Source organism: Mycobacterium scrofulaceum (assembly GCF_002086735.1).
GTDB lineage: Bacteria > Actinomycetota > Actinomycetes > Mycobacteriales > Mycobacteriaceae > Mycobacterium > Mycobacterium scrofulaceum.
On record NZ_MVIJ01000001.1, the window covers coordinates 162463 to 185574 of the forward strand.

At 68.0% G+C, this 23112-nt stretch carries 21 protein-coding genes, 2 tRNA genes and 1 pseudogene; 6 read left to right on the forward strand and 18 right to left on the reverse strand.

Annotation, left to right across the window (positions count from 1 at the left end):
* Positions 1 to 51: 51 nt before the first annotated feature.
* From BST44_RS00630 to clpX, 7 genes are all read right to left on the reverse strand, one after another.
* Positions 52 to 1311: a saccharopine dehydrogenase family protein gene (locus BST44_RS00630; protein ID WP_083174347.1), complete on the reverse strand. Its 1260-nt coding sequence runs from the start codon at positions 1309 to 1311 to the stop codon at positions 52 to 54.
* Between the two features lie 97 nt (positions 1312 to 1408).
* Positions 1409 to 1882, reverse strand: a complete 474-nt coding sequence (locus BST44_RS00635) for a transglycosylase family protein (RefSeq protein WP_083174726.1) — start codon at positions 1880 to 1882, stop codon at positions 1409 to 1411.
* A gap of 1041 nt (positions 1883 to 2923) precedes the next feature.
* Positions 2924 to 3532, reverse strand: a complete 609-nt coding sequence (gene mobA / locus BST44_RS00640; RefSeq protein WP_083174349.1) for a molybdenum cofactor guanylyltransferase — start codon at positions 3530 to 3532, stop codon at positions 2924 to 2926.
* 1 nt (position 3533) lies between these two features.
* A complete protein-coding gene (locus BST44_RS00645; RefSeq protein WP_083174350.1) occupies positions 3534 to 4625 on the reverse strand; it encodes a 2-oxoacid:ferredoxin oxidoreductase subunit beta in 1092 nt (363 codons plus the stop codon).
* Positions 4622 to 6595, reverse strand: a complete 1974-nt coding sequence (locus BST44_RS00650) for a 2-oxoacid:acceptor oxidoreductase subunit alpha (protein WP_142274307.1) — start codon at positions 6593 to 6595, stop codon at positions 4622 to 4624. Before BST44_RS00650 ends, BST44_RS00645 begins: the two co-directional genes overlap by 4 nt.
* A 231-nt stretch (positions 6596 to 6826) precedes the next feature.
* Positions 6827 to 8077 carry an MFS transporter gene (locus BST44_RS00655; protein WP_142274308.1) on the reverse strand — a complete coding sequence of 417 codons (1251 nt, stop codon included), beginning with the start codon at positions 8075 to 8077 and terminating at the stop codon, positions 6827 to 6829.
* 40 nt (positions 8078 to 8117) lie between these two features.
* A complete protein-coding gene (clpX, locus tag BST44_RS00660) occupies positions 8118 to 9398 on the reverse strand; it encodes an ATP-dependent Clp protease ATP-binding subunit ClpX (RefSeq protein ID WP_007169491.1) in 1281 nt (426 codons plus the stop codon).
* A gap of 382 nt (positions 9399 to 9780) precedes the next feature.
* Between clpX and BST44_RS30780 the strand changes: the two are divergent.
* A pseudogene (locus BST44_RS30780) lies at positions 9781 to 9886 on the forward strand (homocysteine S-methyltransferase); the annotation flags it as partial.
* An 83-nt stretch (positions 9887 to 9969) separates the two neighbouring features.
* Here the strand turns inward: BST44_RS30780 and clpP2 are convergent.
* From clpP2 to BST44_RS00680, 4 genes are all read right to left on the reverse strand, one after another.
* Entirely contained in the window at positions 9970 to 10614 is a 645-nt protein-coding gene (clpP2, locus tag BST44_RS00665; RefSeq protein ID WP_065445937.1) for an ATP-dependent CLP protease proteolytic subunit ClpP2, read from the reverse strand.
* Positions 10611 to 11201 carry an ATP-dependent CLP protease proteolytic subunit ClpP1 gene (gene clpP1, locus BST44_RS00670; protein ID WP_066958374.1) on the reverse strand — a complete coding sequence of 197 codons (591 nt, stop codon included), beginning with the start codon at positions 11199 to 11201 and terminating at the stop codon, positions 10611 to 10613. Before clpP1 ends, clpP2 begins: the two co-directional genes overlap by 4 nt.
* A 117-nt stretch (positions 11202 to 11318) precedes the next feature.
* Entirely contained in the window at positions 11319 to 12710 is a 1392-nt protein-coding gene (gene tig / locus BST44_RS00675) for a trigger factor (RefSeq protein WP_083174355.1), read from the reverse strand.
* A gap of 66 nt (positions 12711 to 12776) precedes the next feature.
* A tRNA-Pro gene (locus BST44_RS00680) sits at positions 12777 to 12853 on the reverse strand.
* 148 nt (positions 12854 to 13001) lie between these two features.
* Here BST44_RS00680 and BST44_RS00685 point away from each other — a divergent pair.
* Positions 13002 to 13072: transfer RNA gene (locus BST44_RS00685), tRNA-Gly, on the forward strand.
* 32 nt (positions 13073 to 13104) lie between these two features.
* Positions 13105 to 14283 carry a serine hydrolase domain-containing protein gene (locus BST44_RS00690; RefSeq protein ID WP_083174357.1) on the forward strand — a complete coding sequence of 393 codons (1179 nt, stop codon included), beginning with the start codon at positions 13105 to 13107 and terminating at the stop codon, positions 14281 to 14283.
* 57 nt (positions 14284 to 14340) lie between these two features.
* Here the strand turns inward: BST44_RS00690 and BST44_RS31775 are convergent, their stop codons facing one another.
* The 4 genes from BST44_RS31775 to BST44_RS00710 form a co-directional block, all read right to left on the reverse strand.
* A complete protein-coding gene (locus BST44_RS31775; protein WP_500684505.1) occupies positions 14341 to 14640 on the reverse strand; it encodes an Mtp family mycobacterial-type pilin in 300 nt (99 codons plus the stop codon).
* An 87-nt stretch (positions 14641 to 14727) separates the two neighbouring features.
* Complete coding sequence (locus BST44_RS00700) at positions 14728 to 15528, reverse strand: Fpg/Nei family DNA glycosylase (RefSeq protein WP_083174360.1); 801 nt, start codon at positions 15526 to 15528, stop codon at positions 14728 to 14730.
* A gap of 6 nt (positions 15529 to 15534) precedes the next feature.
* Positions 15535 to 16014, reverse strand: a complete 480-nt coding sequence (locus BST44_RS00705; RefSeq protein ID WP_083174727.1) for a ribose-5-phosphate isomerase — start codon at positions 16012 to 16014, stop codon at positions 15535 to 15537.
* A 114-nt stretch (positions 16015 to 16128) separates the two neighbouring features.
* On the reverse strand, positions 16129 to 16752 hold the full coding sequence (locus BST44_RS00710; RefSeq protein WP_083174361.1) for a mycothiol-dependent nitroreductase Rv2466c family protein: 624 nt from the start codon (positions 16750 to 16752) through the stop codon (positions 16129 to 16131).
* Positions 16753 to 16857: 105 nt separating this feature from the next.
* Here BST44_RS00710 and pepN point away from each other — a divergent pair, with 105 nt between their 5' ends.
* Entirely contained in the window at positions 16858 to 19434 is a 2577-nt protein-coding gene (gene pepN, locus BST44_RS00715; protein WP_083174363.1) for an aminopeptidase N, read from the forward strand.
* A gap of 97 nt (positions 19435 to 19531) precedes the next feature.
* On the opposite strand, the gene BST44_RS00720 is transcribed toward pepN, so the two are convergent.
* The 3 genes from BST44_RS00720 to BST44_RS00730 all read right to left on the reverse strand — a co-directional run bounded on the left by BST44_RS00720 (position 19532) and on the right by BST44_RS00730 (position 20925).
* Positions 19532 to 19999: a DUF5130 domain-containing protein gene (locus tag BST44_RS00720; protein ID WP_083174365.1), complete on the reverse strand. Its 468-nt coding sequence runs from the start codon at positions 19997 to 19999 to the stop codon at positions 19532 to 19534.
* Complete coding sequence (gene ctaJ, locus BST44_RS00725; RefSeq protein ID WP_083174729.1) at positions 19986 to 20213, reverse strand: aa3-type cytochrome oxidase subunit CtaJ; 228 nt, start codon at positions 20211 to 20213, stop codon at positions 19986 to 19988. Before ctaJ ends, BST44_RS00720 begins: the two co-directional genes overlap by 14 nt.
* A gap of 64 nt (positions 20214 to 20277) precedes the next feature.
* On the reverse strand, positions 20278 to 20925 hold the full coding sequence (locus BST44_RS00730) for an HNH endonuclease (RefSeq protein WP_083174366.1): 648 nt from the start codon (positions 20923 to 20925) through the stop codon (positions 20278 to 20280).
* 142 nt (positions 20926 to 21067) lie between these two features.
* Between BST44_RS00730 and BST44_RS00735 the strand changes: the two genes are divergently transcribed.
* Both BST44_RS00735 and BST44_RS00740 read left to right on the forward strand, forming a co-directional pair.
* Entirely contained in the window at positions 21068 to 21463 is a 396-nt protein-coding gene (locus BST44_RS00735) for a globin (protein ID WP_083174730.1), read from the forward strand.
* On the forward strand, positions 21450 to 23054 hold the full coding sequence (locus BST44_RS00740) for a glycoside hydrolase family 13 protein (protein ID WP_244184694.1): 1605 nt from the start codon (positions 21450 to 21452) through the stop codon (positions 23052 to 23054). Before BST44_RS00735 ends, BST44_RS00740 begins: the two co-directional genes overlap by 14 nt.
* The last annotated feature ends 58 nt before the right edge of the window (positions 23055 to 23112 follow it).

Here is a 23112-nt window from a genome sequence, read left to right on the forward strand (position 1 = left end):
AGGGAGCGGCATTTGCCCCGATGTAGGTGCCCAAATCGCAGGTGAGCCGGGTCACTGCGCGAGCCGGTCCACCTGCAGCGTCACACCCGCGGCGGGGAACCTGTCCAGCAGCGCGTCACCCATCGCGGCCGCGGGGGTGAGCACGCCGCGCAGGTTGGGCAGCTTGTCGCGGTCGAACGCGAGTGCAAGGCCGCACTCCCCCAGCAGCACCGAGGTCGCCTTGTAGCCGGGGTCTCCGCGCTGCTCCATGCGCGCCACGTAGCGGGCGCCGGTGGTCGTGGTGGTGTAGGTCTCGATCCGGTAGTAACCGCGCTCGCGCGCCGCCTCGCTGGGACCCGTCCCGGGCTTGGGGACGATCCGCTCGACCAGCCGGCGCGGCAGCAGCCGGAAATAGCGGCTGCCCAATCCGAAGGTGGCGTTGGCGATCCCACCCACCGCCGCGGATGCCACGGGCGCCAGCGGCGACGATCCCAGGCTCATGCTTTCGGTGTAACGGAACTGCCGGCCATAAGCCCAGTCCAGTAATGCGTTGCTGCGCCGCACGATACGAGTGTTGTAGGGCGCCATCACGAATCCCGACGTCCACACGCCGGTCAGTTCCGGCGCGATCTGACGGCCACGGCGCCACGGCAGGTCGGGCTGCGGACCGATCTCCGGCTCGGCGCTGCGGTCGGTGCTCAGCGTGTACGGGTCCGCGAGTTGGCGGCGAGCGTCGGGATCGCGGGACGCCGCGTCCAGCACCTCCAGCATCGACGCGACTGTCCCGCCGGATACCCCGCCGGAGAAGGACCGGACGACGAGGTCGGTCTCGGCGAGCTCGCCGGCGCCGTCGTCGCGTGCCGCCCGGTACAGCGCGTAGACACTGAGGTCGGAAGGGACGGAATCGAATCCGCAGGCATGCACGATGCGGGCGCCGGTGTCGGCCGCCTGCTTGTGGTAGGAGTCGATGCTCTCGCGAACGAACATCGCCTCGCCGGTCAGGTCGGCGTAGTCGGTGCCCGCCGCCGCGCAGGCGCCCACCAGCGGCAGCCCGTAGCGGGTATAGGGCCCGACGGTGGTGATGACGACCTGGGTGCGGGCCGCCATGTCGTTCAGCGTCGTGGGCGACGATGCGTCGGCCGCGACGAGCGGCCAGGACCGCGCGGATTCACCCAGCGTGTCGCGGACGGCCCGCAAGCGGTCGGTCGATCTGCCGGCCAGCGCCACGCGGATGTTCGGCCCGGACCGGGCCAGGTATTCAGCGGTCAACTTCCCGACGAAGCCGGTCGCCCCGTACAACACGATGTCGAATTCGCGCGGCGTTGCGGTCACGGGCCCGACGCTACCCGACCCGCGGGTAAGGCCTACAGACAAGTAGTGCCGGGCCCGAGGGCCCGGCACTACTTGTTACTGCTTATTACTGCGACCGTCAGCCGCGGCGCCCGCAGACCGGCCATGCGCCGATGCCCTGCGAGTGCAGGACGTTCTCGGCGACCCGGATCTGCTCCTCGCGGCTCGCGCCCGCGGGAGAGCCCGACCCACCGTTGGCACGCCAGGTGCTCGGGGTGAACTGCAGGCCACCGGAGAACCCGTTACCGGTGCTGATCGACCAGTTGCCACCCGACTCGCACTGCGCGATGGCATCCCAGTTCACGCTGTAGGCCCGCACCGGCGGAGGCGGCGCCGCCTCCGGGCCCGGAGGCGGCGGCACGTTCGGGTCGAAGCCCGCGGGCGCCGGCGGCGGCGCGTCCGGAGCCGGGGGCGGCGGGGGCGCGTCCGGCGCCCCGGCGGGCGCCGTACTGGGGTCGAAGCCCATCGGCTCCGCAGTCGCGGTGGCCGACGGGATGGTCACGAGGGTGCCCGTGACCGCGGCAAGAACGAGCGTCTTACGGACGTTCTTCAATATCTTTCCTTTCGCGGTGCGCGCGCGCCAAAGCAAGCCCACGGGGTGGGCTGACGATGTGGTTGATGTGGACAACCTGCTTCGGGACGTGCCGACTTGTCCTGGCACGACAGCGGTGGGCTCGAGTCGCCCAGCGGGTTGCTACCCGCCGGCCACGGACCGGCTTCGCCGTCCGCGGCCCCGCTCACACGCGGGGTCCGTGATTCTGTTTTCAGTTACTCTTCCGTAACCCGTTGCGGGCTAACAGGGACCGTACGAGACCCGGCGGCATTCGTCATCTTCGGAAAACGGATATCTCGTTTCGGTAACGGGCCGATCACGGCCCGATCCCGTCGCGCTTTCGGCAGGTCAGCACCGCAATTCCGGCAGGTACCCAAGATTTGCAAACGCTTTCAAATCGTGAGCCGAATCACGGCCATTTTGTGAACTGGCCCACGTATTTGCGGTCGCACGTCCAGCACGTGTGGCTACCGTCGCCTCGGTTCCGCCGGAGCGAAGCGGCGCAGCCTACAACAAGTTACGCGATTACGTCAGATGCCACGCCCTGGACGTGCGACTGAATTGCGTTGTGCCGCTGCTCAACTTGCATCGTTCCAATAGCGCACGTGATGTCCGTGTCCCGCGCCTGGGTCGGGCACGCCGAACGTGAAATATGGTCATCCACAGTGTATTTCGCCGCAGCTCCGGTGCGTTATCGCCAGCCGGCGCCCCCACGGCAGCGCCGGGCGGTGCGGCTCGCCTTCGGCGAGCGCTTTGCTCATCGCGCATGGCATTCCGGCCGACGCGGCGCGTGACCGCGTCGCGGGCCCAGCCACTACGTCGGCCATTCGAGTCCGAAAACGCCGTTCTCCCAACAGATCACGATCCGGCACCCGATATCGGTCATTTCGTCAGCGCTGCAGCGCCGAAAGGCGCTATTCAGCGGAAAGCAAACTCGGCTTGTGTCGAATAGGCTCGCGGATTACTGCGAATGGCCGCGGCGCCCGGACGTTCACCCAGAATGTGTCCGGCGCGGTATGCCCGCCGGCTTGCCGGGCCGCGTCAGCCGCGCGCTTGCGCGAGGGCGCGCAGCTCGGCGTCGGTGTTGACGTTGGTCAGCGGCCGCGAATCCGACGTCACGACGCGCTGGGCATCCGATGCGTCCACCAAAGCGCGCATCTTGCGCTCCCCGGCGGCCACCAACGCGTCGACACGGTCAGCCAGGTCGGTCCGGTACACCGCCGCCAGGTAATGGTCCTGGCCGTCCCACGGCAGCACCACTTCCGCGCCGGTCTCCTGTGCCCGCCGGGCGAGGTCGTCGATGAGTTCGACGCCCAGGAAGGGCATGTCGACGGCGCAGACGAAGGCAAGCCGGGCACCGGCATCGGCGGCCGCGCGCAACGCCCGTCCCGTCGCCGGCAGCGGCCCCAGTCCGCGCAGTTCGTCGCGCAGGACCCGGGCAGACAAGTCGGGCAGCGGTTGACCCTGGGCGGCCATGACGAGGACGGGGTCGCAACGCTGTTGGAGGATGCCGACCACATGCTCGACCATCGTGGCCGCGCCGGATCCCCCGACAGAACCGGGGACCGGGAGGCTCGCCTTGTCGCGGCCCATGCGCTGCGACGCGCCGCCGGCCAGGACCACCCCGGCCAGTGAAATCGTCTCGCCCACGTCAGTCGACGGTCCAGGTGTCGCGCCCACGCAGCAATGATTGCAGAGCGGCGTCGTCGAACGGCTTGGAGGCCCGCGCGGCCTGCACTTGCGACCGCGCCGCGTCGTCGTAGGTCGGCCTGCTGACGTCCCGGAAGATGCCGAGCACGGTGTGCTCGAGGTTTTGATCGGAGAGCCGGGACAGCGCGAAGGCGTAGGCCGAGTCGTCGGTGTGCGCGTCGTGCACCATGATCTCGTCCACGGCCACGTCGGCGGTCTTGGCGAACTCGAGGCCGAAGCCCGACTTCACCACGCAGTACTCGCCGTCGGCGCCGAAGGTGATCGGCTCGCCGTGGCGGATGTTGACGACCCGCTCCTCGGCGCCCTCCTTGCGCAGCACGTCGAAGGAGCCGTCATTGAAAATCGGGCAGTCCTGCAGGATTTCGACCACGGCGGCACCACGGTGCTCCGCGGCGGCGCGCAGCACCTCGGTCAGACCGTTGCGGTCGGAGTCCAGGGCGCGGCCGACGAACGTCGCCTCGGCGCCCAGCGCCAGCGACACCGGGTTGAACGGATGATCGAGCGAACCCATGGGCGTCGACTTGGTGATCTTGCCGACCTCCGACGTCGGCGAGTACTGCCCCTTGGTCAGCCCGTAGATCCGGTTGTTGAACAACAGGATCGTGATGTTGACGTTGCGGCGCAACGCGTGGATCAGGTGGTTGCCGCCGATCGACAGGGCATCGCCGTCGCCGGTCACCACCCACACCGACAGGTCCTCGCGGGCCAGCGCCAGGCCGGTCGCGATCGCCGGTGCGCGGCCGTGGATGGAGTGAAAGCCGTAGGTCTCCAAGTAATACGGGAATCGGCTCGAGCAACCGATGCCGCTGATGAACACGATGTTCTCGCGACGCAACCCGAGCTCGGGCAGGAAGTTGCGGATCGTGTTGAGGATGACGTAGTCACCACACCCGGGACACCAGCGAACCTCCTGGTCGCTGGTGAAGTCCTTGCCCTTCTGCGGCTGATCCGTGGTGGGCACGCCGTCGTTCTTCTTCAACCCCGGGGTCAGCCCGAGATCCGTGCCCGCCAGATTTCCCATCAGGTCGGTCATTCGCTAGCTCCCGCTCCAACCGTTGCTGCCGCCATTCTGGCGACCATGGTCTTGTCTTGCTCGATTTCGGCCAGCGTGCCGCCGGTCGCGGCGCGGATCACGCGCCCGATCTCGTCGGCCAGGAACGCGACACCCTGGACCTTGCTGACCGATTGCACGTCGACCAGGTACTTGCCCCGGAGCAGCAGCGCCAGCTGGCCGAGGTTCATCTCCGGGCACACCACCGTCGGGTAGCGCCGCAGCACCTCGCCCAGGTTCGCCGGGAACGGGTTCAGGTAGCGCAGGTGCGCGTGCGCCACCTTGACGCCCTTGCGTCGCGCCCGCCGGCAGGCCTCACCGATCGGGCCGTATGAGCTGCCCCACCCGATCAGCAGCAACTCGGCGTCCCCGCTCGGGTCGTCGACCTCGAGATCCGGGACCGAGATGCCGTCAATCTTGGCCTGGCGCAATCGAACCATCAGGTCGTGGTTGACCGGCTCGTAGGAGATGGCGCCCGACCCATTCGCCGCTTCCAGGCCGCCGATGCGGTGCTCGAGCCCGGGGGTCCCTGGAACGGCGAATTGGCGAGCCAGCGTCTCCGGGTCGCGGTTGTACGGCTGGAAGGGCTCGTCCGGCTTGGCGAAGGTGTGATTGATCGGCTGCAGCGTGCCGACGTCCGGAATCCGCCACGGCTCCGAACCGTTGGCGATCGCGCCGTCGGACAACAGGATCACCGGCGTGTGGTACGAGACCGCGATGCGCACGGCCTCGATCGCGGTTTCGAAGCAGTCGGACGGCGAGCGCGGCGCCAACACGGCAACCGGCGACTCCCCGTTGCGGCCGTACAACGCCTGCAGCAGGTCGGCCTGCTCGGTCTTGGTGGGCAGCCCTGTCGAGGGGCCGCCGCGCTGGACGTCGATGACCAGCAGCGGCAATTCGGTCATCACCGCAAGGCCCAGCGCTTCGGACTTCAGCGAGATCCCGGGGCCCGACGTGCTCGTGACGCCGAGCGCACCGCCATAGGAGGCGCCGATCGCTGCGCAGATGCCGCCGATCTCGTCCTCGGCCTGGAAGGTGATCACGTTGAAGTTCTTGTGCTTGGACAGCTCGTGCAGGATGTCCGACGCCGGCGTGATCGGGTAGCTGCCGAGCACCACCTGAATGCCGGCCAGTTGACCCGCCGCGACGATGCCGTAGGCCATCGCGGTGTTGCCGGAGATCTGCCGGTATTCGCCGGAGGGCAGCGTCGCGCGGGAAACCTCGTAGGTGGTGCCGAACGCCTCGGTCGTCTCGCCGTAGTTCCAGCCCGCCTTGAGGGCCAACACATTTGCTTCCGCGATGTCGGGCTTGCGGGCGAACTTCTCCCGGATGAACTTCTCGCTGGTCTCGATCGGACGGCCGTACATCCAGGACAGCAGGCCGAGCGCGAACATGTTCTTCGCGCGCTGGCCGTCCTTCTTCGACGCGCCGATCGCCTCGACGGCGCCGAGCGTCAGGGTGGTCATGGCGACGGAATGCACGACGTAGTCGGACAACTCGTCGGACTCGAGGGGGTTCGTGACATAACCCACCTTGGTCAGGTTGCGCTTGGTGAACTCGTCGGAGTTCGCGATCACCATGCCGCCGCGGGGCAGGTCGCCGATGTTGGCCTTGAGCGCCGCCGGGTTCATCGCGACGAGCACGTCCGGACGGTCACCGGCGGTCAGGATGTCGTAGTCGGCGATCTGGATCTGGAAGGACGAGACCCCGGGCAGGGTGCCTGCGGGGGCGCGGATTTCGGCGGGATAGTTCGGCTGGGTCGCCAGGTCGTTACCGAAAAGCGCTGCCTCGGACGTGAACCGGTCGCCGGTCAGCTGCATGCCGTCGCCGGAGTCCCCGGCGAAGCGAATGACGACCTGTTCCAGGCGCTGGCGGCCGGACCCGCCGCCGGAGGGGGACCCATTCGAGCCGTTGTGAGAATCAGACCAGGCTCCGCTGCCGTTCGGATCCACGTGTCCGCCTTCCATTCGTCATCCGGATAGGCACTTCGCTGGAGTTTTAGGGTACGCGCCGTAGTAGCGGCTCCCGCGCCCTCGAGCTTGTGTGTCACTAGTAGTACCAATTATGGCACTTCTTTAAGGCGAGAATGGGCGTCTCTAAACCCTTACATGCAGCGGCTTTACGCCTAAAGCCGAAGTCAGCGCGGGGACGGTGGTGCGGTCGGTGCAAAACTGTGGTATTGGTCACTTTCGCGCGGCGGCGCGCAATTCTCTCGGCGCCGTTTCCGGCATCGCGATCAGGTAGAGGAAAAAGCCGGCAGCGGCGAGCGCTCCCAGGAAGGCGAAGGCGGCGTCGTAGCCGGCGGCCACCACGATCCAGCCCGCGACGAGATTCGACACCGACGCGCCGATCCCCGTCGCAGCCGTCACCGCGCCGAGGCTGGCGTTGAACCGGCCGCTGCCGTGCGTGACGTCCTGGACCACAAGGGGAAACAGCGCCCCGAACACGCCGGCACCCACGCCGTCCAGCAGCTGCACCCCGACCAGCCAGTACGGGTCGCCGGACAGGGTGTAGAGGATTCCGCGGGCGGCCAACACCCCGAAGCCGATCAGGAAGATCGGCTTCCGTCCCCACGAATCGGCCTTGGCCCCGGCCAGATAGGCCACCGGCACCATCACCACCTGCGCGGCCACGATGCAGCCGGCCATCAGCGCGGTGCCGACGTCCTTGTTGTGCAGCGCCAGCAGCTGACCGACCAGCGGCAGCATGGCGGCGTTGGCGAAGTGGAAGGCGACGACGGTCGCCGCGAAGATCATCAGCCTGCGGTTGTGCAGCAGCGCCGCCAGCCGGGACGGGCGCTCGTGCGGGCCGCCCGGCACGTGGTCCATGCCGCGGGCGACGTCGTGGTCGATCGCATCACCGGGAATCCGCAGCGTCGCAAGCACACTGGTGGCCGCCATGACCGCGAGCACCCAGAACACCACCACCGGCCCGAAGACGTAGGCCAGCCCGCCGGTGATGGCGGCGGCCGACGCGTTGCCCGCGTGGTTGAACGACTCGTTGCGCCCGATCCGCCGGGAGAACAAGCGGGGCCCCACGACGCCCAGGGTGATCGCGGCCAGAGCCGGCGCGAAGACCGACCCGGCGATCCCGGTCAGGGCCTGCAATACCGAGATCGAGTAGAGCCCGGGGAACATCGGCATCGCCAGCGACCCGGCGGTGACGGTCAGGGCGCCGCCGATGATCAGCGCCCGCTTGGCCGTGCTGCGGTCCACCAACGCGCCGGCCGGCGCCTGCGCGACGATCGCCCCGATTCCCCCGACCGCCATGACGAACCCGATCGACGCCTGATCCCAGTGATGGGCCAGCAACAGGTAGATCGACAGGTAGGGTCCCAGCCCGTCGCGGACGTCGGCGAGAAGAAAGTTCAGCAGGTCGAGCGCGCGCGTCAGCCGCCGGGATACCGGGCTGTCGATCTCAGCGGCGGCCGGCATGGGCATCTAGTACCCAAACGGGCGGCCGGCCGAGCGGGTGTCAGGCGCTCTTGTCGCGGCGCTCGCTGCGCGACGGCTTGCGCGGCACGATCGTCGGCAGCACGTTGTCCTGCACGGTCTCCTTGGTCACCACGACCTTGGCGACGTCGTCGCGGCTCGGGATGTCATACATCACCGGCAGCAGGACCTCTTCCATGATGGCCCGCAGGCCGCGTGCCCCCGTGCCGCGGTGGATGGCCTGATCGGCGATCGCCTCCAGCGCGTCGTCGGTGAACTCGAGCTCGACGCCGTCCATCTCGAACAGCCGGGTGTACTGCTTGACCAGAGCGTTCTTCGGCTCGGACAGGATCTTGACCAAGGACTCCCGGTCCAGGTTGGTCACCGACGCGACCACCGGCAGCCGGCCGATGAACTCGGGGATCAGGCCGAACTTGATCAGGTCCTCGGGCATGACCTCGGCGAAGTGGTCAGTGGTGTCGATCTCGGCCTTCGAGCGCACCTCGGCGCCGAAGCCCAGGCCGCGCTTGCCGACGCGCTCGTAGATGATCTTCTCCAAGCCGGCGAACGCACCCGCGACGATGAACAGCACGTTGGTGGTGTCGATCTGGATGAACTCTTGGTGCGGGTGCTTGCGGCCGCCCTGCGGGGGCACCGACGCCTGGGTGCCCTCCAGGATCTTCAGCAGGGCCTGCTGCACACCCTCGCCGGAGACGTCGCGGGTGATCGAGGGGTTCTCGCTCTTGCGGGCGATCTTGTCGACCTCGTCGATGTAGATGATGCCCGTCTCGGCGCGCTTGACGTCGTAGTCGGCGGCCTGAATGAGTTTGAGCAGAATGTTTTCGACGTCCTCGCCGACGTATCCGGCTTCGGTCAGCGCGGTGGCGTCGGCGATCGCGAACGGCACGTTGAGCATCTTGGCGAGCGTCTGGGCCAGGTACGTCTTGCCGCAGCCGGTGGGACCGAGCATCAGGATGTTGGACTTGGTCAGCTCGACCGGCTCGTGCCGGGAGTCACGGCCCTTCTCCCCGGCCTGGATGCGCTTGTAGTGGTTGTAGACGGCGACGGCGAGCGTCCGCTTGGCGGTGTCCTGCCCGATGACGTATCCCTCCAAGAACTCCCGGATTTCGACGGGCTTGGGGAGTTCGTCGAGTTTGACGTCGTCGGCGTCGGCGAGTTCCTCTTCGATGATCTCGTTGCACAGATCGATGCATTCATCGCAGATGTACACACCGGGGCCAGCAATGAGTTTCTTGACCTGCTTCTGGCTCTTCCCGCAGAACGAGCACTTCAGCAGGTCACCGCCGTCTCCGATGCGCGCCATGGTGCTGAGGGCCTACTTCCTTTTCGCCGTTCGTCTTGCTCTGCCGCATGTATGCCCCGACGCTACCCGCTAGATCGGGCCCGAGGCGACCGTTAAGGCCGAATCGCGTCGGTGGTATTCATGCCGTCCGTCTGGTTGAAACATATAGCCACACCGCGCCCGTCACTCGCGAACGACGCGCTTTGCGTGTCTTTGGCGTGTCGCGGTCGTTATCCGACCGAGGCTCGTGCGCCACTTCCGCTGGCGATGCCGGCCGGGACGGAGCCCGGGCAGATCCCCACGAAATCACCCTACCGTGGCTGGGTGGAATTGGCTCTGAGCAGCGATTCGGTCCTGATCAACGAACGGCCCGGCGACCGAGCTTCAGGCGCGCGGTCACGACCTGACCGACGCGTGTGCGGTCGGCCAGGCTCCTGGCGGACGACCCGCACGAAATCGTCGCCGTCCACGCCGCCTACTTCGGCGCCGGCGCGACGATCGCGAGCTCACGGCGATTGCCCCGCGAGCGTAACCGGGCTGCGAATTCCGGTGCCGATTTCGCGGTGCGGTTACGCTCGCGGCGACCAAGCCGTCAGGCGGTCTGCGCGGAAAGCTTCCGGTACTCCAGCACGGTGTCGATGATCCCGTACTCCTTGGCCTCTTCCGCGGTCAGGATCTTGTCCCGGTCGGTGTCCTTGCGGACCGTCGCGGCGTCCTTGCCGGTGTGGCGGGCCAGCGTGGTCTCCATCAGCGTGCGCATCCGCTCGATCTCGGCCGCCTGGATCTCCAGATCGGAGAACTGGCCCTGGATCACACCCTGCAGCGACGGCTGGTGGATCAGCACCCGGGCGTTGGGCAGCGCCATCCGCTTACCGGGAGTGCCCGCGGCCAGCAGCACCGCGGCGGCGGAGGCGGCCTGACCCAGGCACACCGTCTGGATGTCGGCGCGCACGTACTGCATGGTGTCGTAGATCGCCATCAGCGAGGTGAACCCGCCGCCGGGCGAGTTGATGTACATGGTGATGTCGCGATCGGGGTCCAGCGACTCCAGCACCAGCAGCTGCGCCATGATGTCGTTCGCCGAGGCGTCGTCGACCTGGACGCCGAGGAAGATGATGCGCTCCTCGAACAGCTTGTTGTAGGGGTTGGACTCCTTGACGCCGAAGCTGGAGTGCTCGATGAACGACGGCAGGATGTAGCGCGCCTGCGGCTGGATGTTGGGGTGCTGGGTGCTCACTGGGCTTCTCCGTTGGTGATGTGGGCGGCGCGGGTGATGATGTGGTCGACGAACCCGTATTCGAGGGCCTCCGGGGCGGTGAACCAGCGGTCGCGGTCGGAATCCGCCTCGATGCGTTCGATCGACTGCCCGGTGAACTCGGCGTTGAGCCGGAACATCTCCTTCTTGATGACGTGGAACTGCTCGGCCTGGATGGCGATGTCGGCCGCGCTTCCGGTCACCCCACCCAGCGGCTGGTGCATCAGGATGCGGGCGTGTGGCAGCGCGTAGCGCTTGCCCTTGGTTCCCGCGGCCAACAAGAACTCACCCATGGACGCGGCCATGCCCATCGCGTACGTGGCGATGTCGCAGGGCGCCAGCACCATGGTGTCGTAGATCGCCATCCCGGCGCTGATCGATCCGCCTGGCGAGTTGATGTAGAGGGAGATGTCCTTGTCCGCGTCCTCGGCGGCGAGCAGCAGGATCTGCGCGCACAGCCGATTGGCGACCTCGTCGTTGACCTCCGAACCCAGGAAGATGATGCGCTCGGAGAGCAAGCGCTCATAGACCGAGTCCGTGAGGTTGAGACCCTGCGAGGGCGAACGCATGTCAGACACGACTGGGTTACCTGCTTTCTCGAGTTCTTCTATGCACCGACACTAACCAACCGAGCCCACCGTTTCGCGTCCACGCTCCCCCTCAATTGGGCGCTTTCGCTTACAGCGTCACTCGGCTTCGTCGTCGGGGGCCTCGGCGTCGTCGGCGTCGTCGGCGTCTTCGGCTGCGCTTTCGTCCGCACGCTTGCCGAAGAACTCGCCGGTGTCGATGGTGTTCCCGGCGGTATCGGTGACCGTCGCCGCCCGCACCACCTCGGCGATCGCCAGACCGCGCCGCACGTCGGCGAACATCGCCGGTAGCTGGTTGTTCTCCTGCAGGTAGCCCAGCAGCTGCTGGGGCTCGATGCCGTATTGGCGAGACGTCGCCACCAGTCGCTCGGTCAGGTCGTCCTGGCCGACCTGGACCTCCAGCTGGTCGGCGAGCGTATCCAGCAGCAGCTGCCGCTTGACGTCCGTCTCCGCGGCGGCGCGGGTCTCGGTCTCGAACTCCTCGCGCGTCTTGCCCTGCCCCGCGAGCGCCTCGTCGAGCTTGGCGTCGTCGTGGTCGAGGCCGTGCAGCGCGCCGTGCATGGTGCTGTCGTACTGGGCCTGGACGATCGCCTCCGGCAGCGGCACGTCGACCTGTTCGAGCAGGGTGTCCAGGGCGGCGTTACGGATCTGGTCGGCCTGCTGAGCGCGCTTGACCTGGCCCACCTGGTCGCGCAGGTTGGACCGCAGTTCCTCGATGGTGTCGAACTCGCTGGCCAGTTGGGCGAATTCGTCGTCGGGCTCGGGCAGTTCGCGTTGCTTGATCGACCTGACCGTGACGGTCACCTGGGCGTCTTGACCGGCGTGGTCGCCGGCGGCCAGCTGCGCGGTGAACTCCCGGGACTCGTCGACGGACAGACCGACCAGCGCGTCGTCCAGGCCCGCGATGAGCCGGCCCGAACCGACCTCGTGGGACAGTCCCTCCGCGGCCGCCCCGGGCACCTCTTCGCCGTCGATGGTGGCCGAGAGGTCTATCGAGACGAAGTCGCCCGTGGCCACGGGCCGGTCGACCCCGGTCAGCGTGCCGAACCGCGCCCGCAACGACTCCAGTTCGGCGTCGACGTCCTCATCGCTGACCTCGACGGGCTCCACCGAAATCTTCAGCGCGCCCAGATCCGGAAGCTCGATCTTGGGGCGGACGTCGACCTCGGCGGTGAACGCCAGCCCCTGGCCGTACTCCTTCTTGGTCACCTCGATGTCGGGCTGACCGAGGGGCTGCACTTCCGAATCCACGACCGCCTGCCCGTACCGCGCGGGCAGCGCCTCGTTGACGACCTGGTCGAGCAGCGCTTCCCGGCCGAACCGCGCCTCCAGCAACTTCGCCGGCGCCTTGCCCGGCCGGAATCCGGGCAACCGCACCTGCTTGGCCAGCTCCCGGTAGGCGCGCTGGAAGTCGGGCTCGAGTTCGGCGAACGGCACCTCCACGTTGATGCGGACCCGGGTGGGGCTCAGCTGCTCGACGGTGCTCTTCACGGGGGTGCTCCTCGGTGGTCGTTCCTGGCGTTCGGTGGGCCGCATGCATGCGGCACGGGGTCGTGCTGGTCGGGGTGACAGGATTTGAACCTGCGGCCTTCCGCTCCCAAAGCGGATGCGCTACCAAGCTGCGCTACACCCCGCGCTGACCTCGATGATCCTAAGGCCCCGCGGGGCGGGGTTGACCACAGGCTTCGCGGCGGCCTCGGAGACCCTCACGGAGCGATCACAAGACCGCGTCGATTAGATTTGATCTTCGTCGACAGCTACAGTCACGCTCGACTAACACATGCGGGCGTAGCTCAATGGTAGAGCCCTAGTCTTCCAAACTAGCTACGCGGGTTCGATTCCCGTCGCCCGCTCGGGGTGAGGATCTGCTCCACAGAGAGGCGCCATGAGCGACGTCAAAATCCTCGGCTCATGCGCGTCGGACTTCGCCGGAGTGCGCGACGCGTTCGAGCGGAACTTCACGCTGGGCGACGAGGTCGGCGCTGCCGTCGCGGTGTGGGTGGACGGGACCCTCGCCGTCAATCTCTGGGGCGGCTGGGCCGACGCCGCCCACACCCGGCCCTGGCAGCAGAACACCCTGACCACGGTGTTGTCCGGCACCAAGGGACTGTCGGCCACCTGCGTCCACCACCTCGCCGACCGCGGCGAGCTGGACCTGCAGGCCCCGGTGGCCCACTACTGGCCGCAGTTCGCGCAGGCGGGCAAAGAGGACATCACGCTGGCGATGGTGATGAGCCACCGGTCCGGCGTGATCGGTCCCCGCACCCGGATGCGCTGGGAGGACGTCGCCGACTGGGACTTCGTCTGCACGCAGCTCGCCGCCGCCGAACCCTATTGGGCGCCGGGCACCGCCCAGGGCTACCACATGACCACCTTCGGATTCATCCTCGGCGAGGTGTTCCGCCGCGTCACGGGCCGGACGATCGGCCAGTACCTGCGCACCGAGATCGCCGAGCCGTTCGGGGCCGACGTGCACATCGGGCTGTCCCTGGCCGAACAACAGCGCTGCGCCGATCGGGTGAACAAGCCGCACGCCCGCGACCTGCTGGCCGACGCTCAAGCCCCCGGCTGGCCGGCCAGCCTGGCCGAGCACCCCAAGGCGGGGCTGTCGATCTCGATGGGCTTCGCCCCCGACGACGAGCTCGGCTCGCACGACCTGCAGCTGTGGCGCCAGCTCGAGTTCCCCGGCACCAACGGGCAGGTATCGGCGTTGGGGCTGGCCACCTTCTACAACGCGCTCGCCCAGGAGAAGGTGCTCAGTCGCGAACACATGGACCTGGTGCGGGAGTGCCAGGGCGGCTTGGAGACCGACTTGGTGTTGGGCCCACGGGTCGCCGATCACGGGTGGGGCCTTGGCTACATGCTCAACCAACGATGCGTCAACGGGCCCAACCCGCGGATCTTCGGCCACGGCGGCCTGGGCGGCTCGTTCGGGTTCGTCGACCTGGAACACCGGATCGGCTACGCGTACGTGATGAACCGCTTCGACGCCACCAAAGCCAATGCGGACCCGCGCAGCCTCGCCCTCAGCAACGAGGTCTACGCCGCGCTGGGCGTCATCTAGTCCGCACGCACAACGCGCCCCGCCGGAGGTTCCGGCAGGGCGCGTCGCGGTTGTCCATCAGGGGTGCCAGCCGGGCGGGGGCGGCGGCCCCGGGGGCCCCGGCGGGCCCCACGGACCACCGGGCGGAGGCGGCGGTCCCGGATGTCCCCACCCCTGAGGGCCGGGCGGCCCCCCGCGCCAGTCATGGCAGCTGTTCCAGTCCCAGTTGTTGCCCCAGCCCGGGTCCCAATACTGACCCGGACACCATTGCGGGAAGGGCCCGGGGTGCGCCTGCGCCTCAGCGGCGACGCCCAAGCCCGCCAATCCCAACCCGCCGATCGTGAGAGCCGTTGCGGCCAAACGAGGAATTGCTTTCATAACCTAACCAATACCCGCCCGGCGGTCGCTTCTAAACAGTAGACGCGAGCGTTTACTGCCAGAAATCTCCCGCCGATCGGGACGGCATCATCTCTGGCAGGTCGGACACCAGAACACGTTGCGGCCCTCGAGCACCGTCGTGCGGATGGTGTCCCCGCACACCCGGCAGGCCTCCCCTGCGCGCCGGTACACGTACGTCCGGGGTCGCCCGGCCCGGTACGACGGCGGCCCGTGGTCGTGCTCGGGACGCACGACGATGATCTTGCCGCGACGGAAGCCCACCTTCATCAGCGCCACCAGGTCGGTCCACGCCGCGTCGAACTCGTCCCGGCCGACGTCGCGGCCGAGCCGGAACGGGTCGATGCGGTGGCGGTACAGCAGTTCGTTGCGGTACACGTTGCCCACGCCGGCGACGACGGTCTGGTCCATCAGCAGTGCGCCGATGGGCCTGCGGGACTTGGCGATTCGGCTCCACGCCCAGGACGGATCGGCGTCGTTGCGCAGCGGGTCGGGACCGAGCCTGGCCAGCACGCCGGAGACCTGACCCTCGTCGATCACCTCGCACACCGTGGGCCCGCGCAAGTCGGCGCCGTATTCGGAGCCGACCATCCGCATTCGCACCTGCCCGACCGGCTCCGGCAGCACGGCGTCGTCGCGCCGCCATTCGGTGAAGGCGCCGTAGAGGCCCAGATGCACATGCACGATCGGGCCGCCGTCGTAGTGATGGAACAGGTGCTTGCCCCAGACGCTGGTGCGGCGCAACACGCGGCCATTTACTACGGCCGAATCGGCGAAGCGCCCCTGCGGGCTCGACACCGCGACGGGCGCCCCGCCGAAGCGGCGCTGGTGCAGCCGGGCCAGCCGGTGCAGGGTATGCCCTTCGGGCATACCTCCTCAGCCCTGCGAGCCGGGCACCAACGGCGCCTGGTGAGTGCGTTCGTATTCGGTGAGAATGTCGATACGTCGTTGGTGGCGTTCGGCTTTCGACCATTGCGCCGTCAGGAAGGCGTCGACGATGGCCAGCGCCTCTTCGACGGTGTGCATGCGTCCACCGATCCCGATCAACTGGGCGTTGTTGTGTTCGCGGGCCAACGTCGCGGTTTCGACGCTCCACGCCAGCGCGCAGCGGGCTCCCGGCACCTTGTTGGCCGCGATCTGCTCGCCATTCCCCGACCCGCCCAGCACGATGCCCAAGCTCTCGGGGTCGGCCACCGTGCGCGCCGCGGCGGCGATGCAGAACGCCGGGTAGTCGTCCTCGGCGTCGTACGTGTAGGCGCCGCAGTCGACGGGCTCGTGCCCGGACGCTTCGAGGTGCTCGATGATCCGTTGCTTGAGCTCGAATCCGGCATGGTCAGAGCCGAGGTAGACGCGCATGCCCGCCATCCTTGCACAGCGCCCGGCCGCGGCGAGCGGCGATCGCGAGCGCAGCGAAACCGGACGCTGTGGGCGCCCCCCGCGGAGCCGGGGGGCGAATCGCCGCCCGACGATCTAGTCGAATTCGGGCTTCTCGGTGCGGGTCCGCTTGAGCTCGAAGAAGTGCGGGTAGGACGCGAAGGTCACCGATGCGTCCCACAGCTTGCCGGCCTCCTCGCCGCGCGGAATCTTCGAGATCACCGGCCCGAAGAACGCCACACCGTTGACGTGAATGGTCGGCGTGCCGACGTCGTCACCGACCGCGTCCATGCCGGCGTGGTGGCTCTTGCGCAGGGCGTCGTCGTAGGCCTCGCTGTTCGCGGCCTCGGCGAGTTCCGCGGGCAGGCCGGCGTCGGCCAGGGACAGCTTGATGACCTCCTCGAGGTTCTTGTTGTCCTCGTTGTGAATCCGCGTGCCCATGGCCGTGTACAGCGGGTCGAGCACGCCGGCGCCGTGGGCTTGCTCGGCGGCGATCGCCACGCGCACCGGCCCCCACGCGTGCTTCATCATTTCGCGGTATTTGTCGTTCAGGCCTTCGCGGTTCTCGTTGAGGATCGCCAGGCTCATGACGTGGAAGTGCACCTCGATGTCGCGGACCTTCTCCACCTCGAGGATCCAGCGCGACGTGATCCAGCACCACGGGCACAGCGGATCGAACCAGAAATCGGCTTGGTCTTTCTCGGCAGCCTTCGCGGGCATAGCGCAATCCTCTCGTCGGTCGACACACCGTTCAGCACAACCGTAGGCGCCCCACCCCTGTTCCCGCAGTGCCCGAGATGGGAGCGGGACACGTAAGTTGGACGCGTGGCCCTTCCTAATCTCACCCGGGACCAGGCCGTCGAACGCGCCGCCCTGGTCACCGTCGACAGCTACCAGATCGACCTCGATGTCACCGACGGCAAGGGAGGCCCGGGCGAACGCACGTTCCGGTCCACGACCCGGGTGGTGTTCGACGCGCTGCCCGGCGCCGACACCTACATCGACCTCGCCGCCGAGACGGTGCGCGGCGCCACCCTCAACGGCCGCGAACTGGATGTGTCCGGGTACGACGAATCGACCGGCATCCCGCTGGCCGGCCTGCAGAAGCACAACGTTCTGGTGGTCGACGCGGACTGCCGATACTCCAACACCGGCGAGGGGCTGCATCGCTTCGTCGACCCGGTCGACGACGAAACGTACCTGTACTCACAATTCGAAACCGCGGACGCCAAGCGCATGTTCGCCTGCTTCGACCAACCCGACCTCAAGGCGACGTTCGACCTGCGCGTGACGGCGCCGCGGCACTGGAAGGTGATCTCCAACGGTGCCACGGTGTCGAACGAGGACGGAGTGCACACCTTCGCCACCACCCCACGGATGAGCACCTACCTGGTGGCCCTGATCGCCGGCCCGTACGCCGAGTGGACGGACTCCTACACCGACGAGCACGGGGAGATTCCGCTGGGCATCTTCTGCCGCGAATCGTTGGCACGCCACATGGACGCCGAGCGGCTGTTCACCCAGACGAAACAGGGATTTGGCTTCTACCACAAGAACTTTGGGCTGCCCTATGCGTTCGGGAAATACGATCAACTCTTCGTCCCCGAATTCAACGCGGGCGCAATGGAAAACGCGGGCGCGGTGACCTTCCTGGAGGACTACGTCTTCCGCAGCAAGGTCACCCGGGCCTCCTACGAGCGGCGCGCCGAGACGGTGCTGCACGAGATGGCGCACATGTGGTTCGGGGACCTGGTCACCATGACCTGGTGGGACGACCTATGGCTCAACGAGTCGTTCGCGACGTTCGCCTCGGTGCTGTGCCAGGCGGAGGCAACCGAATTCACCGAGGCGTGGACCACATTCGCGACGGTCGAGAAGTCGTGGGCGTATCGCCAGGACCAATTGCCGTCGACACACCCGATCGCCGCGGACATCCCCGACCTGGCCGCCGTCGAGGTGAACTTCGACGGCATCACCTACGCCAAGGGGGCGTCGGTCCTCAAACAGCTCGTCGCCTACGTCGGGCTGGAGCACTTCCTCGCCGGGCTGCGCGACTACTTCCGCACCCACGCGTTCGGCAACGCCACGTTCGACGACCTGGTCGCCGCGCTGGAGCAGGCGTCGGGCCGTGACCTGTCCGACTGGGGTCAGCAGTGGTTGAAGACGACCGGGTTGAACACGCTGCGCCCGGATTTCGACGTCGACGCCGACGGCCGGTTCACCCGGTTCGCCGTGACACAGAGCGGCGCCGCCCCGGGAGCCGGCGAGACTCGCGTGCACCGGTTGGCGATCGGGATCTACGACGACGACGGCGCAGGCAAGCTGGTGCGGGTGCGCCGGGAAGAGCTCGACGTCGAGGGTCCTGTCACGGAAGTGCCCGCGCTGGTTGGCGTTCCGCTCGGCAAGTTGGTCCTGGTCAACGACGACGACCTGACCTACTGCTCGCTGCGGCTGGACGGCGAGTCGCTGCGGACGGCGCTGACGCGAATCGCCGACATCGCCGAGCCGCTGCCGCGGTCGCTGGTGTGGTCGGCGGCGTGGGAGATGACGCGCGAGGCCGAGCTGCGGGCCCGCGACTTCGTGGCCCTGGTCTCGGGCGGCGTCCAGGCCGAAACCGAGGTCGGGGTGGCGCAGCGGCTGCTGATGCAGGCACAGACGGCGCTGGCCTCCTACGCCGAGCCGGGCTGGGCGCACGAGCATGGCTGGCCGCAGTTCGCCGACCGGCTGCTGGAGCTGGCGCGCGCCGCGGAGCCGGGGTCGGATCACCAGCTCGCGTTCGTCAACACCCTGTGCTCGTCGGTGCTCTCGACCCGGCACGTCGTGACGCTGGCGGACCTGCTCGACCACCACCCGGCCGAATTGGGCCTGGCCGGCCTCGAGATCGACACCGACTTGCGGTGGCGCATCGTGACCGCGCTCGCCAGCGCCGGGGAAATCGATGCCGACGGACCCGCGACACCTTTCATCGACGCGGAGGTGCAACGCGACCCGACCGCGGCCGGCAAACGGCACGGCGCCCAGGCGGCGACGGCGCGCCCGCAGCCACAGGTCAAGGAGGAAGCGTGGACGACGGTGATCGAGGACGACGCACTGGCCAACATCACCGCGCGCTCCATCATCGCGGGCTTCGCCCCACCGGGGCAGCACGAACTGCTTAAGCCCTTCACGGACCGCTATTTCGAGGCGATCCCGGGCGTGTGGGCACGGCGTTCCAGCGAGGTCGCCCAAACGGTGGTGATCGGCCTGTATCCGCACTGGAACATCAGCGAGGCCGGCATCGCGGCCGCCGACACTTTCCTGTCCGACCCGGAGGTGCCGCCGGCGCTGCGGCGGCTGGTGCTGGAGGGTCAGGCCGGCGTGAAGCGGGCCCTGCGGGCCCGCACCTTCGACGCGGCGGTCTGATAGCGCCTTCCGCGAGCGCGCGTGTTTGTACGGCGACACGCCGCGTCCGGCGTACATTTGCGCACCCTCGCGCGCGCTGGGCGGAACTAGGCCGCCACTAAGCCGGGGAGATCCCGGCGCTGAGGACGCGGATCGCGCTGACCAGCCCGTCCACCAGGTCGTTGCGCTCGAACGCCGACGACGCGGCGGCGACGCCCAGCGGTGCCGACGACTCGGCGCCGCGTCCGCGGAGCTGGGAGCCGTAAACCACCTCGATGACCTTCTGGTCGGGCGAGACCGCCAGGAGCACGGCGTTGTCCGGCGTGGGCACCTTGGCCAGGATCTCGCGGGCCCGGGCGGCAGTGTCGCTGCCCAGGTCACCGAGGTAGATCGCGAACCGCGCCTTCGATGCCCGCGACCCGAACTTCAGCGCGTCGTCGATGGCGACGAGGTCCTTGATCGGGAACGGGAAATGAACGGACAACTCGCCCGGCTCGGTGACCCCTGAGATCCGTCCACTGGTGGTGATCACCCAGCCGTTGGGGAGCTCGGCGGGCTCGATCGTCGCTACCTCACCACGTGCCACTGGCGCCACCTCCGACTGAGAACTCGTGTCCGCCGTGCCCGCCATGCTCGTGGCCGACGTCTTCGTCCGTGGCCGCCCACAAGATCGGCGGGTGCGTCCACTTGTCCGGCAATTTGTAGGTCGCCGGGTGCGGTCCCTTGTGGGACCAGATCATCACCGCCAGCACCACCATCAGCAGCAACGGGATCCCGATGAAGTACAGGTGAATCTGCAAAAGGCTCACGCCCAAGACCGTATCCCACGGGGTGCTCCACCGGCACACTCGGACACGAGATTGGTCAGGCCGCGCCTTCGCCGAGGTAGCGCGCCCATGCCGGGTCGAGCTCCTTCACCGTCGACAGCAGCCGCCAGTGCTGGCCCGTCGGCGGCACCGGCGGCCGGCGCAGCACCCAGCCGAGCTCGGTGAGCAGTTTGTCGCCCTTGCGGTGGTTGCAGGTCGAGCAACAGGCGACGCAGTTTTCCCAGGAATGGTCGCCACCGCGGCTGCGGGGCACGACGTGGTCGACGGTGTCGGCCTTCGCCCCGCAGTAGGCGCACGAGAACCGGTCCCGGTGCATCAGCGCGGCCCGGGTCATCGGCACCCGAGCCCGGTAGGGAACGCGGACGTACGAACGCAGCTGGATGACCGAGGGCACCACGATCGAGCTGGTGGCCGAGTGGATCACCGGCCCGGCCGGGTCGTGGTGGACCACGTCGGCCTTGCCGCAGATCACCATCACGATGGCCCGCCGCATCGGCAGCGCGGTCAGCGGTTCGTAGGTCGAGTTCAGCAGCAACACCCGCCGGCGACTCCACAAGGACGCGCCGTCCTGGCGGGTGGGCGGATGGGTATCGACGCTATGCAGGCACGACGCGGTTGGGGGCCCGGTTAACCCTGCCGCGGCACCAGAACTGCGGTGGCTGCGGCGTCTTTTGCCCTGCGCCATAGATCCTCCGCGGATAGTCCACCATGATTCGCCGCCAATCGCACCCCTATTGCAGGTGAACGGCATGTCGTCCGGGTGAACAGGGGGATCGACGTCGGCCCGGCTCGGCCGGACGCCGCCGCGATGGACCACAATGGAGGCGATGGATTCCGAGCCCCAGTCGTTCTATGACGCCGTCGGCGGTGCCGACACCTTCCATGCGATCGTGTCCCGCTTCTATGCCGAGGTGGCCGAGGACGAGATCCTGCGCCAGCTGTACCCCGAAGACGACCTCGCGGATGCCGAGGAACGCTTGCGCATGTTCCTCGAGCAGTACTGGGGCGGTCCGCGCACGTACTCCGACCGGCGAGGCCATCCCCGATTGCGGATGCGCCACGTCCCCTTCCGGATCACTCCCATCGAGCGCGACGCCTGGCTGCGCTGCATGCACGTCGCCGTCGCCTCGATCGACTCTGAGACCCTCGACGACGAGCACCGACGCCAGTTGCTCGATTACCTGGAGATGGCCGCCCACTCACTGGTCAATGCCCCTATCTGATACCCGGCGAACTGAACGGAGCAGGATGAGCCCCGGAGCATGGTGGTCTAACGCGGTCTTCTATCAGGTCTACCCCCGGTCTTTCGCCGACAGCGACGGCGACGGCGTGGGCGACATCGACGGGCTGCTGGCGCACCTGGATCACCTCGAGCGCCTCGGGGTCGACGCGATCTGGCTCAACCCGGTCACCGTGTCGCCGATGGCCGATCACGGCTACGACGTCGCCGACCCCCGCGACATCGACCCGTTGTTCGGCGGGATGGCCGCCATCGAGCGGCTGATCCCGGCGGCGCACGCCCGGGGCATCAAGGTCACCATGGACGTGGTGCCCAACCACACCAGCTCGGCGCACCCGTGGTTCCAGGCCGCGCTGGCCGCCGGGCCGGGCACCGAAGCGCGGGACCGCTACTACTTTCGCGACGGCCGCGGTTCGGCGGGGGAGCTCCCGCCGAACAACTGGACCTCGGTGTTCGGCGGGTCCGCCTGGACGCGGGTGGTAGAGCCGGACGGCAACCCTGGCCAGTACTACCTGCACCTTTTCGACACCGAGCAGCCGGACCTGAACTGGGAACACCCGGACGTCTTCGACGATTTCGAGAAGACGCTGCGTTTCTGGCTGGAGCGCGGCGTGGACGGTTTCCGCATCGACGTGGCGCACGGGATGGCCAAGCCGGCCGACCTGCCCGACGCGCGGGACGACGTCAAGGTGCTGAGCCACAGCGACGACGACCCGCGTTTCAACCACCCGAGCGTGCACGAGATTCACCGTGGGATCCGCAAGATCGTCGACGACTATCCCGACGCGGTGACCATCGGCGAGGTATGGGTGCTGGACAACCTGCTGTGGGCCGAATATCTGCGGCCCGACGAACTGCACCTCGGGTTCAACTTCCGGCTGACCAAGATCGACTTCGACGCCCGGGAAATCCAGGACGCCATCCAGAATTCGATGGAGGCGATCGCGATCGAAAACGCGATCCCGACCTGGACGCTTTCCAACCACGACGTGGGCCGCGAGGTCACTCGCTACGGCGGCGGCGAGACCGGGCTGCGGCGGGCACGCGCGATGGCGATGGTGATGCTGGCGCTGCCCGGGGCGGTGTTCGTCTACAACGGCGAGGAGCTGGGGCTGCCGGACGTGGAGCTGCCCGATGACGTGCTGCAGGACCCGACGTGGGAACGCTCCGGGCACACCGAACGCGGCCGCGACAAGTGCCGGGTCCCCATCCCGTGGTCTGGCGACGCTCCCCCGTTCGGCTTCTCCTCGTCGCCCGAAACGTGGCTGCCGATGCCGCCGGAATGGGCGGCGCTGACCGTCGAGCGCCAGATCGCCGACCCGGAATCGACCTTCGCGTTCTTCCAGCACATCATCAAGGTGCGCAAGGGGCGCGCGGAATTCGACGGTGATGGGATCGACTGGTTGGACGCGCCGCGCGGCGCGCTGATCTTCCGGCGCCGCGGCGGCGGGGCGGTGTGCGCGGTGAATGCCGGAAGCCGGCCGATCCCGCTGCCGCCGGGAGAGCTTCTCATGGCCAGCGCCCCACTGGTCGACGGCAAGCTACCGCCGGACGCCGCGGCCTGGCTGGCTTGAGCACCCAAAGACACCGCGGAGCAAGCGTTTCCGCATGGCTTGCCGGGGTGTCACTTGC

What these genes read in the sequence shown, in the direction of transcription:
- BST44_RS00730 (WP_083174366.1), bottom strand. Translation starts at nt 20,925, where the DNA reads ATGGCGCAGGGCAAAAGACGCCGCAGCCACCGCAGTTCTGGTGCCGCG.
- BST44_RS00700 (WP_083174360.1), bottom strand. Translation starts at nt 15,528, where the DNA reads ATGCCCGAAGGGCATACCCTGCACCGGCTGGCCCGGCTGCACCAGCGC.
- BST44_RS00735 (WP_083174730.1), top strand. Translation starts at nt 21,068, where the DNA reads ATGGATTCCGAGCCCCAGTCGTTCTATGACGCCGTCGGCGGTGCCGAC.
- BST44_RS00710 (WP_083174361.1), bottom strand. Translation starts at nt 16,752, where the DNA reads ATGCCCGCGAAGGCTGCCGAGAAAGACCAAGCCGATTTCTGGTTCGAT.
- BST44_RS00655 (WP_142274308.1), bottom strand. Translation starts at nt 8,077, where the DNA reads ATGCCGGCCGCCGCTGAGATCGACAGCCCGGTATCCCGGCGGCTGACG.
- clpX (WP_007169491.1), bottom strand. Translation starts at nt 9,398, where the DNA reads ATGGCGCGCATCGGAGACGGCGGTGACCTGCTGAAGTGCTCGTTCTGC.
- BST44_RS00690 (WP_083174357.1), top strand. Translation starts at nt 13,105, where the DNA reads ATGAGCGACGTCAAAATCCTCGGCTCATGCGCGTCGGACTTCGCCGGA.
- BST44_RS00740 (WP_244184694.1), top strand. Translation starts at nt 21,450, where the DNA reads ATGCCCCTATCTGATACCCGGCGAACTGAACGGAGCAGGATGAGCCCC.
- BST44_RS00645 (WP_083174350.1), bottom strand. Translation starts at nt 4,625, where the DNA reads ATGACCGACCTGATGGGAAATCTGGCGGGCACGGATCTCGGGCTGACC.
- BST44_RS00705 (WP_083174727.1), bottom strand. Translation starts at nt 16,014, where the DNA reads ATGCGCGTCTACCTCGGCTCTGACCATGCCGGATTCGAGCTCAAGCAA.
- clpP1 (WP_066958374.1), bottom strand. Translation starts at nt 11,201, where the DNA reads ATGCGTTCGCCCTCGCAGGGTCTCAACCTCACGGACTCGGTCTATGAG.
- BST44_RS31775 (WP_500684505.1), bottom strand. Translation starts at nt 14,640, where the DNA reads ATGAAAGCAATTCCTCGTTTGGCCGCAACGGCTCTCACGATCGGCGGG.